The organism is Methylomagnum ishizawai, assembly GCF_900155475.1.
Taxonomy (GTDB): Bacteria; Pseudomonadota; Gammaproteobacteria; order Methylococcales; family Methylococcaceae; genus Methylomagnum; species Methylomagnum ishizawai_A.
The window spans coordinates 1-14,287 of record NZ_FXAM01000005.1; the positions used below are offsets into that span (position 1 = coordinate 1).

General features: G+C 62.4%; 16 protein-coding genes and 2 pseudogenes. 13 read left to right on the forward strand and 5 right to left on the reverse strand.

Annotated features, from left to right (window positions below; translation table 11 throughout):
• Positions 1-137 precede the first annotated feature (137 nt).
• The 12 genes and pseudogenes from B9N93_RS26585 (at position 138) to B9N93_RS23620 (ending at position 8,450) form a co-directional block, all read left to right on the forward strand.
• Positions 138-266: a hypothetical protein gene (locus tag B9N93_RS26585; protein ID WP_254899526.1), complete on the forward strand. Its 129-nt coding sequence runs from the start codon at positions 138-140 to the stop codon at positions 264-266.
• Positions 267-273: 7 nt separating this feature from the next.
• Entirely contained in the window at positions 274-492 is a 219-nt protein-coding gene (locus tag B9N93_RS26095; RefSeq protein WP_217807395.1) for a hypothetical protein, read from the forward strand.
• A pseudogene (locus B9N93_RS26945) lies at positions 440-766 on the forward strand (CheR family methyltransferase); the annotation flags it as partial. The gene B9N93_RS26095 and the pseudogene B9N93_RS26945, both read left to right, overlap by 53 nt.
• Positions 693-1,010: pseudogene (locus tag B9N93_RS26950) on the forward strand (CheR family methyltransferase); the annotation flags it as partial. The pseudogenes B9N93_RS26945 and B9N93_RS26950, both read left to right, overlap by 74 nt.
• A gap of 267 nt (positions 1,011-1,277) precedes the next feature.
• A complete protein-coding gene (locus tag B9N93_RS26590; RefSeq protein WP_254899527.1) occupies positions 1,278-1,487 on the forward strand; it encodes a response regulator in 210 nt (69 codons plus the stop codon).
• Between the two features lie 116 nt (positions 1,488-1,603).
• Positions 1,604-1,936, forward strand: a complete 333-nt coding sequence (locus B9N93_RS23590) for a response regulator (RefSeq protein WP_254899528.1) — start codon at positions 1,604-1,606, stop codon at positions 1,934-1,936.
• 34 nt (positions 1,937-1,970) lie between these two features.
• Positions 1,971-4,430, forward strand: a complete 2,460-nt coding sequence (locus tag B9N93_RS23595; protein ID WP_085216826.1) for a chemotaxis protein CheA — start codon at positions 1,971-1,973, stop codon at positions 4,428-4,430.
• Complete coding sequence (locus B9N93_RS23600; protein WP_085216827.1) at positions 4,430-4,666, forward strand: hypothetical protein; 237 nt, start codon at positions 4,430-4,432, stop codon at positions 4,664-4,666. Before B9N93_RS23595 ends, B9N93_RS23600 begins: the two co-directional genes overlap by 1 nt.
• A 15-nt stretch (positions 4,667-4,681) precedes the next feature.
• Complete coding sequence (locus tag B9N93_RS23605) at positions 4,682-5,056, forward strand: response regulator (RefSeq protein WP_085216828.1); 375 nt, start codon at positions 4,682-4,684, stop codon at positions 5,054-5,056.
• A 127-nt stretch (positions 5,057-5,183) separates the two neighbouring features.
• Positions 5,184-6,419: a methyl-accepting chemotaxis protein gene (locus B9N93_RS23610; protein ID WP_176225429.1), complete on the forward strand. Its 1,236-nt coding sequence runs from the start codon at positions 5,184-5,186 to the stop codon at positions 6,417-6,419.
• Between the two features lie 290 nt (positions 6,420-6,709).
• The gene (locus B9N93_RS23615; protein ID WP_085216830.1) at positions 6,710-7,588 is read left to right on the forward strand and encodes a transposase; all 879 of its coding nucleotides are present in this window, start codon (positions 6,710-6,712) and stop codon (positions 7,586-7,588) included.
• A gap of 202 nt (positions 7,589-7,790) precedes the next feature.
• Entirely contained in the window at positions 7,791-8,450 is a 660-nt protein-coding gene (locus B9N93_RS23620) for a methyltransferase family protein (RefSeq protein WP_085216831.1), read from the forward strand.
• 114 nt (positions 8,451-8,564) lie between these two features.
• Here the strand turns inward: B9N93_RS23620 and B9N93_RS23625 are convergent.
• The 3 genes from B9N93_RS23625 to B9N93_RS23635 all read right to left on the reverse strand — a co-directional run bounded on the left by B9N93_RS23625 (position 8,565) and on the right by B9N93_RS23635 (position 12,091).
• Positions 8,565-9,697 (reverse strand): IS3 family transposase gene (locus B9N93_RS23625; RefSeq protein ID WP_125469201.1). Its coding sequence is split into 2 segments (ribosomal slippage): positions 8,565-9,448 and positions 9,448-9,697, totalling 1,134 coding nucleotides; the frame shifts between segments, so codons are not numbered across the junction.
• 81 nt (positions 9,698-9,778) lie between these two features.
• The gene (locus B9N93_RS23630; RefSeq protein WP_176225166.1) at positions 9,779-10,603 is read right to left on the reverse strand and encodes an IS5 family transposase; all 825 of its coding nucleotides are present in this window, start codon (positions 10,601-10,603) and stop codon (positions 9,779-9,781) included.
• A gap of 507 nt (positions 10,604-11,110) precedes the next feature.
• The gene (locus tag B9N93_RS23635) at positions 11,111-12,091 is read right to left on the reverse strand and encodes a hypothetical protein (RefSeq protein ID WP_125469202.1); all 981 of its coding nucleotides are present in this window, start codon (positions 12,089-12,091) and stop codon (positions 11,111-11,113) included.
• Positions 12,092-12,311: 220 nt separating this feature from the next.
• Here B9N93_RS23635 and B9N93_RS23640 point away from each other — a divergent pair, with 220 nt between their 5' ends.
• Positions 12,312-12,566 carry a helix-turn-helix transcriptional regulator gene (locus B9N93_RS23640; protein ID WP_217807397.1) on the forward strand — a complete coding sequence of 85 codons (255 nt, stop codon included), beginning with the start codon at positions 12,312-12,314 and terminating at the stop codon, positions 12,564-12,566.
• Here B9N93_RS23640 and B9N93_RS23645 read toward each other — a convergent pair.
• The gene (locus tag B9N93_RS23645) at positions 12,552-12,788 is read right to left on the reverse strand and encodes a helix-turn-helix domain-containing protein (RefSeq protein WP_085216833.1); all 237 of its coding nucleotides are present in this window, start codon (positions 12,786-12,788) and stop codon (positions 12,552-12,554) included. The two genes, B9N93_RS23640 and B9N93_RS23645, sit on opposite strands and share 15 nt — an antisense overlap.
• A gap of 224 nt (positions 12,789-13,012) precedes the next feature.
• Positions 13,013-14,145, reverse strand: a protein-coding gene (locus B9N93_RS23650) for an IS3 family transposase (RefSeq protein ID WP_125468861.1) whose coding sequence is annotated in 2 segments (ribosomal slippage) — positions 13,013-13,896 and positions 13,896-14,145 — 1,134 coding nt in all. Because the reading frame shifts where the segments join, the coding sequence is not laid out codon by codon here.
• Between the last annotated feature and the right edge of the window lie 142 nt (positions 14,146-14,287).

Here is a 14,287-nt window from a genome sequence, read left to right on the forward strand (position 1 = left end):
CGGCTGTTGGCCGACCCCGACCCGGACGTGCGCATTTTGACCGTGAACATCCTGGAATCCCTGCGCCATCCCGAGGTGGAGCCTGGCTGATCGAAGTCATCGACCAAGACCCCCACCTGAACGTCTGCGGCACGGCGGTGGATTTGCTCGGCGAGGCGGGATCGGCGGCGGCGCGGGAGCCGCTATTGCGCCTCAAGGCGCTTCCCGACGAACCCTACATCCAATTCGCCGCCGATTTGGCCCTGAAACGCCTCGCGGAGGAATAACCCGATCATGGGCACAATCGCCATCAGTGACGGGGATTTCCAGAAATTCCGGGAATTCTTCTACCGGAAAACCGGCATCCACTTCGAATCCTCGAAGCGTTACTTCGTGGACAAGCGGTTGCTGGAACGGATCGAGGACACCGGCAGCGCCAGTTTCCGCGAATATTTTCGTCATGCTGCGCTTCCAGTCCTCCGGGCGAGGAATTGCAAGCGCTCACCAACCTGATGACGGTCAACGAAACCTATTTTCTTCCGCGAGGAATACCAGTTCCAATGCCTGGCGCAGTCCATCCTGCCGGATAATCACCGCCAGCCAGCGCCCCGGCAAACCCATCCGCATCTGGGTGGTCCCTTCGTCCTCCGGCGAGGAACCCTATTCCATCGCCATTTATCTGCTCGAATATTGGGCGGGCATCAATGATTGGGATGTCGAGATCATCTCCTCCGATATCGATACCCGGATCCTCGGCCTGGCCCGCGCCGGGCTTTATTCCCCCCGTTCGGTGCTGCAACTGCCGGAGCCGCTGCTCAAAAAATATTTCACCCCTACGGGCGATCACTACCAGCATTTCCGACGATCTGCGGCAGGCGGTCGAATTCACCCGGGTGAATCTCAACGAACCGGGGGATACCCGGCCCTACCGCGATTTCGATGTGGTCTTCTGCCGCAACCTCTTGATCTATTTCGACGAACTATCGCGCAAGGCCGCCGCCGAAACCCTTTACGACGCGCTTAACCCGGGCGGTTTCCTATGCCTCGGCCACTCGGAATCCATGAGCCGCGCTTCCGGCTGTTCAAGGTGCGCAAATTCCCCGAGGCCGTCGTTTACCAAAGGCCTTCGGAGGCGAGATGAAACGCATCCTGATTGTCGACGACGCCGCCACGGTACGCATGTACCACCGCACCCTACTCGAAGCCGGGGGCTACATGGTGGAGGAAGCGGTCAACGGCGTCGAAGCGCTGGAAAATCCCTCAGTGAACCCTTCGACCTCTATCTGGTGGATATCAACATGCCCAAGCTGGATGGCTACGGTTTCCTGCGCGAATTGCGCGGCCAGGACCTGCCCCAGACACCGGCCATCATGATTTCCACCGAAGCGGCCGGGCACGACCGGAAACGGGCGCTGGCCGCCGGTGCCAACCACTATCTCATCAAGCCCGTGAAGCCGGAACAATTCCTCGTGCCCGTGCGCCTGCTGCTGGGGGAGGAAAGCCCATGAACCCCTTTGCTCGGACAATTCCTGACCGGGGTCCGTGGCTTCCTGCAAGGGATAGGCGGGAAACTGACACCACCGCCCCCCAGGTCTTGGTCCCGGCCGAGACCGCGCCCAGCGCGATGAAACGCGTATTGATCGTCGACGATGCCGCCACAGTGCGCCTATACCACCGCGATATACTCGAAGCCGGGGGCTACGCCGTGGAAGAAGCCGTCAACGGCGTCGAGGCCCTGGAGAAATCCCTGCGGACGCCGTTCGACCTCTATCTGGTGGATGTCAACCCGCCCCGGCAGGATGGTTGCGGCTTCCTGCGGGCACTGCGCGGCCAGGACCTACCCCAGGCACCGGCCATCATGGTTTCCACCGGGGCGGCCGCCCATGACCGGAAGCTGGCCCAAGCCATCGGCGCCAATCACTATCTCGTCAAACCGGTGCAGCCGAGCAACTCCTGATACCCGCACGCCTGCTGTTAGGAGAGGAAAACCCATGACCCCCTTGCTCGAGCAATTCCTTTCCGAAGCCCGTGAATTCCTGCAAGGCATCGGCGAAAAACTGATGAGGCTGGAGGACGACCCCGCCGACGCCGACCTGATGAACGAGCTTTTCCGTTTGGTGCATACCCTCAAGGGCAACAGCGGGCTGTTCGAACTCCCCGAAATGACCCGCGTTCTCCATGCGGGCGAAGACCTGATGGATGCCGTGCGCCAAGGCCGCGTCGCCTATTCGCGGACGCTGGCCGACCGTTTGCTGGACGCCATGGACTTTGTCGGCATATTGTGCGACGAGATCGAAGCCGGGAAAAACACCGGCCCGTCCCACGCCAGCGATTCGGCGCGCTTGGCGGAATCCCTGCATAAACTGATCGTAGACCCCCAAGCCGCCGGTAGCGCTCGCGATCCCGCCATCCCGGCCGCTACGGACGACTCGCCGGGACTTCCGGCGGCGGTCGTAACCACCACCGGCGCCAGCCTACCCCTCGCGGAAATACCGGAAGCCGCGCGCCTAGAAGCCTACCGTCGCGCGATGGATGGGGACGCCTTGCATTGGCTGGTCTATGACCCGGCGGAAGAATGTTTCTATCAAGGCGACGATCCCTTTTTCCGCGCCCGCCAAACGCCCGGACTGCTATGGGGCGAGGTCGCCGCCCGCGAGCCGTGGCCCGCCTTGGCCGAACTGGACGCTTACCGTTGCGTGCTGGAATTCCGCATATTGGCCGCCGCCCCCCTGGCCGCATTGGAAGAACACTATCGCTACGTGCCGGACCAAATCCAGATCCGCCCTTTAAGCGCGGAATGCTTGGGCGTGGAGGACGGCAAGGTGGCCGAAGACGCCGTGGGTTCCCGCCAAACCGGGCTATCCCCCGGCATAACGGCCCACGGGCTTCCACCGCAAATGGCCCAAGTGCTGACGGACTTGATCGCGACCCAGCGCGAGATACTCGCCCTGCCCATCGAGGCGGCATGGCACCTGGGGCGGATCAAGGCCACCGCCGCCGCGCTGTCCGGTTGCCTCCGGGCCATCGGTGCCATGGATGAGCTTCCAGCCTTGGAAGCGGCGACCGCCAAGGCCTTGGGTCAATCCACGGGGATGCCGTTGCTGGTCTGGCTGGATGGCAGATTCCCCCCGCCGACCGGGGCCGAAGCGGCCGCGGAGACGCTTCCCACGCCCCCCACCGAGGCCGCGCCGGAGCCGGTTCCCACCGTCCGGGCACCCGCGCCGGAAGCCGAGGCCGAAATCAAATTCGGCCGCCGCGCCGAGGACAACCCCGCGACGATGAAGAGCCTCCGGGTGGACCAGGTGAAGATCGACCGCCTGATGAACCTGATCGGCGAGATGGTGGTGGCCAAGAACGCCCTGCCCTATCTGGCGGGCCGCGCCGAGTCGGTGTTCAGATCGCGGGAACTGGCGCGGGAGATCAAGGCCCAGCACGCGGTGATCAACCGCATCGCCGAGGAAATGCAGGACGCCATCATGCAGGTGCGCATGATGCCCGTTTCGTTCGTGTTCCAGCGCTTTCCGCGCCTGGTGCGGGATATTTCGCGCAAGCTCGGCAAGGAAGTGAACCTGGTGCTGGAGGGCGAATCCACCGAGGCCGACAAGAACATCGTCGAAGCCCTGGGCGACCCATTGGTGCACATCGTCAGGAACAGCCTGGACCATGGATTCGAGATGCCCGAGGTGCGCCGGGCCATCGGCAAGCCGCCGGTCGGCACCCTGATCCTCCGGGCCAGCCAGGAATCCGACCGGGTCGTGATCGAGGTCGTGGACGACGGTCAAGGCATCGACCCGGCGGTGGTCAAGCGCAAGGCCTACGAGCAGGGCGTCATCGACGAAGCCACCCTGGAACGCATCGGCGACCAGGAGGCCGTCAACTTGATCTTCGCTGCCGGTTTCTCCACGGCGGCGGCGGTGTCCGACCTCTCGGGCCGGGGGGTGGGCATGGACGCGGTGCGGACCGCCGTGCAAAAGGTGAACGGCTCCCTCCATTTGGACAGCGAGAAAGGCAAGGGCACCCGCATCCGCATCGCCTTGCCGCTCTCCATGGCGGTGACCAACGTCATGATCGTCGAATCCGATAGCCAGGTCTTCGGCATCTCCATGGACAGCGTGGTGGAAACGGTGCGGGTGCCGCGCCGGGATATCCGCATGATCAAATCCAGCCAGGCCGCCGTATTGCGGGGACGGATCGTGCCCATAAAATCCCTCAACGCCCTGCTCGGCCTGGCCACGCCTCCCAAGCTCAGCGGCGATGACGAACTGGCCGTGCTGGTGGTGCGCTTGGGCGGCGAGCCCATCGGGCTGGTAGTGGACGATTTCCGCGGGACCGTCGACATCATCCTAAAACCCATGGCGGGCGTCTTGGCGGGGCTCTCCGCCTACACGGGCTCGGCCCTCATGGGCGACGGGACGGTGCTGATGGTGCTCGACGTCAAGGAGATTCTGTGATGGCCATCGAATTCACGCAAGACCTGGCCACGTTCCACGGGGTGATCGGCGTCGAGGACGCGGAAACCCTATTGGAATGGTTGCAAAACAGGCCCAGGGCGAAGGTGGACCTCTCGGCGTGTACCCACCTGCACCCGGCCAATCTGCAAGTGCTGATGGCGGCGAAAACCGCCGTGGGCGCCTGGCCGACCGACCCAGGCCTCGCCGCTTGGCTGAAGCCCGCATTGGAAATTTGAATCAGGAGCATCGCTATGGCACTCACCATCCTTATCGTCGACGATTCCGCCACCATGGTCATGAGCGTCAGGACCACCTTGGAAATGAACGGTTTCAAGGTGGAAACCGCCAACGACGGGGTACAGGCGCTAGCCAAGCTCAAGGCCGGGATGAAGCCCGACCTGATGATTACCGACATCAACATGCCCCATATGGGCGGGCTCGAACTCATCCAAAACGTCCGGGCGTTGCCGGGTTTCCGCTTCATGCCGATCCTGACGCTCACCACCGAAAGCCAAGCCGCCAAGCGCGACGAGGCCAAGAAACTGGGCGCCACCGGCTGGCTGGTGAAGCCCGTGTCCGGGACCGACCTGGTCAAGGTCATCAAGCAAGTCCTGCCGGGGGCTTGAGGGAGGCACGATGAAATTAGCGGATAAGCCTTCCGCCGGACCCAAACGGTTCCAGAATTGCGAAAACCGCCCGAAAGTTCCGGCGGCATCGCCAGATTTTCCCCAGTCCGGCTTTGGTAGTCGGTTGATGGGCGCGATTCTGGTGGCTGCAACGGTCAACGGCTTGATTGCCTGGTTCGCCTCGCCGTGGCTGCATGACAACCTGATTCATTCGTGGGGCCTGTCCGAAGGCAGGGAGATCGCTATCGGCACGCTGCTTTGCATGTTCACTTTCATCCCTTTATCGGCGATGAGCGCATGGCCGTTCGTTCGAGAGGAACTCGCCATGCTAAAGGGAAAAATCATGTACGACAAAGGGTTGATCATCGATAAAAACGCTAGACAGCAATCCATTCAAAACGAATTAGTCCATGTCACCGCCTATATCAATATCCTGCGTGAGCAACTGGATGGCGCGATCAAGCAAACCGAAAGCGGCGTCATGGCGGTGATCGAGCGGATCAGCCAGGTGCATGGGCTCTCCCACGCCCAGATGGACCGCATCGGCAATTCCCTGCAAAACGGCATGGCCCTGGTGGATGTCATTGGGCAGCAGACCCACTATAACCACCAAGTGATCGGCGTCCTGGTCGGGCATATGGAAGGGCAGATCGCGGAATTGCGGAATAACCTGGATCGCCTTCATCGCCTCGCCGACGAAGTGGGCGCGTTATCCCCGCTGGTAGGCGTTATTTCCCAAATCGCCAGCCAGATCAACCTGCTGGCGCTCAATGCCGCTATCGAGGCCGCCCGGGCCGGCGACGCGGGCAGGGGGTTTGCCGTGGTCGCGGACGAGGTCAGGAAGCTTTCGGCCCAAACCGCCAATGCGGTGACGGACATTTCGCGCATGATCAGCGCCGCGACCCATGGCGCGGACACGGAATACACCGTCGCCAGGGAAGCTTTGGAAAGCCATCAATCCGCGTCCGAGCTAAGCCACGTCATCGATGAGCTGAGCGCCATGGAGCACCGCTTCGCCGAGGGCAGCAAAATGATGATGGCGGTCATCCATGGCGTCGACAAGGGCAATCAGGAGGTGGTCGAGAGACTTTCCGAAGCCCTGGGCCATATCCAATTCCAGGATGTAGTGCGCCAGCGTATCGAGCATGTGCAATCCGCCCTGCACGAACTGGACGAGCATTTCCAGGGCTTGGTTGGGCATCTGGGCGATCCCGACTGGGACGGACAGGTGACTCCCAGTTTGCGGACGCGCTTGGACGGCTATCTCGACCGCTATGTCATGACCAGCCAGCGCGATGCCCATTCCGCCGTGACGGGGGCCAAACGGGAAGAGGACGATGGCCCGAGGATCGAGCTTTTCTAGGGCGTGTCCTCAATATAGCGGTGGAAGCCAGGTAAGGCGCATTATCTTTATCAAAAGTTAAGATAAAGCCTTGTTAAAACGATTACCACCCTATCCAAACGGTGAAGCCAAGGCCCCGCACCACCCATAGACACCACCACTTTCGATTAACCGGGGACACCAAAGCGACGGGACAGCGCCAAGGCTCCATAGCCGGAATCTTCAATGCGAATTACGAGCTAACCGAGGAGTGATGAGCCGATCTGGGGTAGTCTCGCCGGGGATGTCCCCGACCCATTGGTTCCCCAAACATGGATTGGCAAACCCGGCTTATCACCCTCTACCTGTCTGTCTGCGAGCACTTCGCGCAAGGCCTTTGGATTCACGCCCAGCGCTTTGCTCCCCACGCCGACCTGGGCTTCACCGACGAGGAGGTCGTCACGATCTACCTGGCGGGCATCCTGGATAAGAAGCGGGAAATCCAGACGATCCACGGCCACGCCCGCGACTACTGGGCGGATTGGTTCCCGCGCCTGCCTTGCTACGGTGCCTATGTGCGGCGCCTGAACCGCTTGGCGGAAGTGTTCCCCGCGCTGCTGGAACGGTTGTGCCCCGAAGGCCCGTCCCCGACCCGCGTCGGCCTCGTCGATTCCCAGCCGGTGATCCTGGCCCAGCAGAGCCGACGGTTCAAGGCCAAGGTCGCCCGGCAGGAGTTGGCGAACAGCGGCTACTGCCCCACCAAGAAGCTTTACTACCACGGGCTGAAAATCCATGTCGTCGGCGATTACCGGCCCGGCACCCTGCCGCTGCCGCGCTATATCGGGGTCACGCCCGCCGGGATGAACGACGCCCCGGCCCTGGAAACCATCGCGCCCGTGCTTGCCTACCGGGAGTTGTACTCCGACAAGGCCTACGAATATCTCACCCGGAACCCCAACCTTCCATTCACGGTCCTGACCCCGGTCAAGAAGGAAAAGGGTCAGGAGCGCCTGGACTCCGCCGACCGCCTCTATTCCACCGCCGTTTCCCGCGTCCGCCAGCCCGTCGAGTCGCTCTTCAACTGGATACAGGAAAAAACCGGCATCGAATGCGCCAGCAAGGTGCGCTCGTTCCGGGGATTGCTCGTCCACGTCTTCGCCCGCCTTGCCGCCGCCATGTTCCTGTTGAGTTCATGCCTTCAAAGCGCGTAATTCGCATTTCAGATGATCGAAACCCATCCGGTCCGCCGTCAATGGTGAATATTCACCTTGACACCCCCCTATTTTCCGGTTACGCCTTCCCCGACCCCCCAATGCTGGAACCCGGGTCGTCCCGGCCTTCCAGCCGCCGAGTTGGAACCCTGGCGACTTCCGGCATTCAAAGCGGATACCCCCGCGGAGGAGATTGCCGATCATGAAACCCACCCCCGGATGGGCGTTCCCCGCCATCGTGGCGACCCTGGCCTATCTCGGATTGGCCGTCCTCGGCTGGGGTGGCTTCGCCGCCTTCTTTTCCCATCCCACCCGGACCGCCCTCGCGGCGACCACCCTGGCGCTGTCCGGCGCGGCGCTGTTTTCCGGCGGGAACCTGAGCCCCGGCGAGCGCGAGGACCGCGCCAACCGCTGGATTTTCATTCCCCTCGGAATCATCGCGCTGTTGGCCGCCTACCTACCGGCCTACGACGATAGGCATGGGTTCTGGACCTTCGGCGGCGATACCGTCCGCTGGCTGGGTGTCGTCCTCTACGCCGTGGGTGGGGCATTGCGGCTATGGCCGGTGTTCGTCCTGGGCCACCGGTTCAGTGGGCTGGTCGCTATCCAACCGGGGCATGTCCTGGTCACGGACGGCGTCTATGGTGTCATCCGCCACCCGAGCTATCTGGGGCTGCTGGTCAACGCGTTGGGCTGGGGGCTCGCCTTCCGCTCGTGGGCGGGCGTGCTGCTGACCGCGTTGCTGATCCCGCCGCTGGTCGCCCGCATCGGGGCGGAGGAGCGATTGCTACGCTCGCAATTCGGGGCTGAATATGACGCCTACCGTGCCCGGACATCGCGGCTGGTTCCCGGCATTTATTGATCCCAGGGTAAACGCCAACAGGGCAGTCCTGGCCAATACCCGAGCCGCCGGTATAGAGGTGGCCCCGATTGTTTGAACAAGATTTAAGCCGGGATAAGTGGATACCCTGCTGGGTTAAGCGGCCTTGGGAAGGGCCGGTCGGGGTTTAAAGTAGACCTCATCCGGGGTTTGGCTGTCCAGGCTCGAATGGGGCCGCCGGGTATTGTAGAAATCCAGGTACCGACCGATGGATTCGCGGGCTTCCCGGACCGAGTCGTAGGCTTTGAGGTAAACCTCCTCGTACTTCACCGTCCGCCAGAGGCGTTCGACGAAGACGTTGTCGCGCCAGGAACCCTTGCCGTCCATGCTGATGCGGATGTTCCGGCCCGTCAGCACCTCGATGAACTCCCCGCTGGTGAACTGGGAACCTTGGTCGGTGTGGACGATATCCGGCGGGCCGTAGCGGCGCAGCGCCTCCTCCAGGGCCTCGACGCAGAAGCCCGCGTCCATGGCGACCGATACCCGATGGGCCAGGGCCTTGCGGCTGGCCCAGTCGAGGACCACGCACAGGTAGACGAAGCCCCGCGCCATCGGGATGTAGGTGATGTCCAAGGCCCAGACCGCGTTGGGCCGGTCGATGGTCAGGCCGCGTAGCAGATAGGGATAGACCTTGTGGGCCGGATGCCTCTGGGTGGTTTTGGGACGCCGGTACAGGGCTTCGATGCCCATGCGGGCCATCAGCGTGGCCACATGGCGGCGTCCGACCCGGAAGCCTTCCCGGTTCAGGGTGTCGCGCAGCAGCCGGGCGCCCATGAACGGGTGTTCCAGGTGCAACGCGTCGATCCGCCGCATCAGCGCGAGGTCCGACTCCGGCACCGGCTTGGGCGCGTAGTAGGCGCCGCCCCGGCTGATGCCCAGCAATTCCGCCTGTCGGGTCAGGGAAACATCGTGGTCCCGGTCGATCATCGCTTTGCGCTCAGCTTTCCGGCCTTGCTGAGCGCGCCGGATAAAAAATCGATCTCCAGCGCCTGTTGGCCGATCTTGGCGTGCAGGGCTTTGAGGTCCACGGCGGGTTCGCTTTTGTCGTTCTCGCCACCGAACACGCTGGCGGCCCGTTCCAGAAGTTGGCTCCGCCACTCACCGATCTGGGTCGGATGGATATCGAATTCCTGCGCCAACTCGGCCAGGGTCTTTTCGCCCCGCAGGGCCGCCAGGACCACTTTGGCCTTGAAACTCGCTGAATGGTTGCGGCGTGGTCGTTTGCTCATCGTATGCTCCAGTCCATCGGCGTTGCCCACGCCGTCAGGGAGCAGTTTATCCACTTAGAGGATATCCGGCACATAAGCTGCTTACGCGGAGTTGGCCTTGATCCGTCTTTCAAGGATTAGGGCGCAGGCGAATTGAAGAAGGGCCAAATAATTGGCTCCACGGCAGGTGTAGCGGGTTCGGATGGCCCGGAAGCCCTTGAGCCAAGCGAATGTCCGCTCCACCACCCACCGCCGAGCGGGGTGTGTTTCCGCGGAGCCGGGGCGTTTTTCCTCGCCGATCTTGCGAATGTGGGGAACGTAGCCCAATCCCGCAACCTCCCGCTCAACCCGCTCGTACCCATAACCCTTGTCCAGGCAAAGATGCCGGGGTCCTTGCTGGGTGCCGGCGGGTGCCGCGATCACGGCCGCCTCGACCGTGACAGTCACCAAGCGGCTGTCGTGTACGTTGGCCCCGGCTTGCACGACGGCAAAGGGCATCCCTTTCCCATCCACCTGGAGGTGGATCTTGCCGCCACTACGCCCGCGATCCGTGGGATTGCGCCCCAACCCCTCGTCCTTCCGGCAGTGGGCTTGGCGCACCGGGGCCTGCACCAGGCTGCCGTCCATCGACTGCCAGGCCAGTTCAAAACCCTCAAGCTCCTCATAATCCGCCGCCGACCAGCGGAACATCTCCGTGAACACGCCCGCAGCGGCCCATCGCTGGAAGTGTTCGTGGACCGCGCTCTTCGAGCCATAGCAGGGCGGCAGGCAATTCCATTGGCAACCAGTTTTGAGCACGTACAAAATCCCATTCATGACCGTCCGGAACCCCAGCGGCTTGGAACCGCCCGGCCTGCGCCGCTTGAACGGCTCCAACAACGACGCTACCCGCTCCCACAGTCGATCCGAGATTTCCAAGCAACTCACGACTCTCCTTCGCTTCCCGCCTTGCAAAAAACGGGGCTTTTAAACGCTCGCCGCGAAAAGCACAAGATGTGCCGGATGTCCTCTTAGCCGACTGTTCAGATTTCCGAGACCACCTCTCCCGTACCCGCCGCGCTGGGGGGTTTGGGGGGCGATAGCCCCCCGGTGTGATGGGCTGCGAAGCTTCCTTTATAGCTCTGAGGTATTTATTCGCGTCTGAATAAGTCAGACCACTTAACGGCTATTCGCATGACACTTAATTGATCCTCCCAGGCCGGAGCGGGAAGCTCCCTGACACTTATTTTTGATATTGCGTCTTATTACTATTTGATGCCCAAACCTGGGCCGGAACCGGCATCGAGGGCACGGCCTGGGCGGCGTGGGCCGACATGGACGAGGCGGATCGGGGGCGGATCGGGGAGCGATCTGGAGGGCGGGGTATAGGGGGGCGTCGCCGGGGGGCCAGCGTGCGGAAAAACGGGGGGAAGGGAGCCGGGGCCGGGGGATCGGCTAGCTGGTGTCGGGCTTGGCCCCGCTCCACTGTAGTGCTTTCTCGATGGCTTCCATCTGGCTCAGCCCCGGTTGCTCCTGCATGAGCCGCTTGGCCAGTTCCAAGGTGGGGTTGGTCGCGGTGGCTTGGCGCTCGGGCTGGGGCGCGGGTTCGGGCTGGGGTTTCTTGCCCAAGAAGTCGTGCGCGTAGGCGAAGAACGCTTCGGCGGCGTTATCGTTCTCCGTCTTGGGCCTGTCCGTCTTGCCGGTGTCCGTGGCCGACGCTCCGGCTTTGGGCTTGCGCTTGCCGCCCATCAAGGCCGTGGCCGCCATCAGTTCGCGGCCCATTTCGATCAGTTTCCGCTTCTTGTCCTTGTCGTGCTTGTCCCGCCGCCGCTCCGCCGCCTTCCGGCGCTCGTGTTCCAACCATTGGCCCAGGCCCAGCGCGTTGAACAACTGCCGGTTGATGGCGCGGATCGCGGCGAAGCCCTTGTAGGTCACGTCGTCGAGCTTGGCGCAGCGGGGATGCACGGTGATGATGCCCGCCCGCTTGAGGTCGGCTATCGACCGCCACGCCCGGCGCACGGTCAGCCCGGCCCGCTCGGCCAAGCCGATCACCAGGGCGCGGCCCTCGGCATCCCGCTTGGTCTCCATCGGAATACCCGCCATGCTCCCATCGGCCTGGGGGATGCCCACGCGCAGGGTCACGAGGTCCGTGTAGTGCATCAACGCGCCCAGGAGGGAACAACACGCCTCGCGGCGCTCGGTGCGTTGCTGGCGGGCGCTGCGGTTGGCGGCGTTGAGGGTGGGGAGGGTCGAGGGGTCGCGGAAATAGTCGCGGATGCGCTCGATGATCCGGCGCAGGATCAGGGGCCGGTTGGCGTGGTTTTTAGGCGGCTCGAATGGGCGGGGCCGTTGCGGGTCGTGGCCGCAGCGGTTGCCGGATTTCGGGCGTCCGGGTTTAGGACCGGCTATGGCAGTGCTAGAATTACATCCGTCCATACTAATCCTATGCGAAGGGTGATGTCGGACATCTGGGCCGGGGTGTTAGTTGCGCTTACCGGCCCTCTAATTTTGTGCATTCTGTAATATTTCCTATGTCTTGTCTGTAGGAGTTTTCTTGCTTTTTTGTAGGAAAAATCCTACACGGTTAACTTAATCTACTTTTTGCATCAGCACTTGAGCCGCTTACACAGTTGCCTCGATTTAAGGGACGAGGCGTGTGGCGAAATCAATCTACCGAATGGAGGGGGCTATTTTCTCAAATATCCTCACCGAGGCTCGGGAGCGGGCCGGGCTATCTCAAGCCCGGCTAGCTGAGCGGCTCGGCTGCCCTCAATCTCGTATTGCCCGGATCGAAACCAATCAGCGGCGGCTTGATTTCGTCGAATGCTACGAATATTGCGCGGCGCTCGGCATGTCGCTCTCCGACCTGGTGGCGGAGTTCGAGCGGCGGATAGCGCTACGCGGCCCGTGATTGCTCCATGCGCTCGATCTCGGCCAACAGTTCCGAACCCGATATCCCAAAGCCGCGGGCGAAGTCGCGCAGGGAACTCAGGTTGATATCGGCTTTCCTGCCACCCTCAATCCGCGCAATCAGTGGCTGCGAGAGGCCGCAACGCTCCGCAAGCTGAGTTTGGGTCAGCTTTAGTGCCGCCCGGCGCTCCGCGATGACTTTCCCGATGACATTGATGCTCATGTTTTTACCCTTCAATCTCCGTTGCGGATTACGTTAGTAATTTCTACCGAAAAAAGCAAAGGCCTGGCGAAAAAAAATCCGCCCGGCCCTAAAAAGGGGCGGCGGATCACCGCCCTTTGAAAAAATTCGCTACACCGAGGTTAGGGTCATTGGGGTGGATGCTCAGAGGTGGCCCCGATTGTTTGAACAAGATTTAAGCCGGGATAAGTGGATACCCTGCTGGGTTAAGCGGCCTTGGGAAGGGCCGGTCGGGGTTTAAAGTAGACCTCATCCGGGGTTTGGCTGTCCAGGCTCGAATGGGGCCGCCGGGTATTGTAGAAATCCAGGTACCGACCGATGGATTCGCGGGCTTCCCGGACCGAGTCGTAGGCTTTGAGGTAAACCTCCTCGTACTTCACCGTCCGCCAGAGGCGTTCGACGAAGACGTTGTCGCGCCAGGAACCCTTGCCGTCCATGCTGATGCGGATGTTCCGGCCCGTCAGCACCTCGATGAACTCCCCGCTGGTGAACTGGGAACCTTGGTCGGTGTGGACGATATCCGGCGGGCCGTAGCGGCGCAGCGCCTCCTCCAGGGCCTCGACGCAGAAGCCCGCGTCCATGGCGACCGATACCCGATGGGCCAGGGCCTTGCGGCTGGCCCAGTCGAGGACCACGCACAGGTAGACGAAGCCCCGTGCCATCGGGATGTAGGTGATGTCCAAGGCCCAGACCGCGTTGGGCCGGTCGATGGTCAGGCCGCGTAGCAGATAGGGATAGATCTTGTGGGCCGGATGCCTCTGGGTGGTTTTGGGACGCCGGTACAGGGCTTCGATGCCCATGCGGGCCATCAGCGTGGCCACATGGCGGCGTCCGACCCGGAAGCCTTCCCGGTTCAGGGTGTCGCGCAGCAGCCGGGCGCCCATGAACGGGTGTTCCAGGTGCAACGCGTCGATCCGCCGCATCAGCGCGAGGTCCGACTCCGGCACCGGCTTGGGCGCGTAGTAGGCGCCGCCCCGGCTGATGCCCAGCAATTCCGCCTGTCGGGTCAGGGAAACATCGTGGTCCCGGTCGATCATCGCTTTGCGCTCAGCTTTCCGGCCTTGCTGAGCGCGCCGGATAAAAAATCGATCTCCAGCGCCTGTTGGCCGATCTTGGCGTGCAGGGCTTTGAGGTCCACGGCGGGTTCGCTTTTGTCGTTCTCGCCACCGAACACGCTGGCGGCCCGTTCCAGAAGTTGGCTCCGCCACTCACCGATCTGGGTCGGATGGATATCGAATTCCTGCGCCAACTCGGCCAGGGTCTTTTCGCCCCGCAGGGCCGCCAGGACCACTTTGGCCTTGAAACTCGCTGAATGGTTGCGGCGTGGTCGTTTGCTCATCGTATGCTCCAGTCCATCGGCGTTGCCCACGCCGTCAGGGAGCAGTTTATCCACTTAGCCGACTGTTCAGATTTCCGAGACCACCTCTGCCATGGGTTTTCCATTCGGTTTAGACTTCGGCAATTTTAATCCGGTATACGCC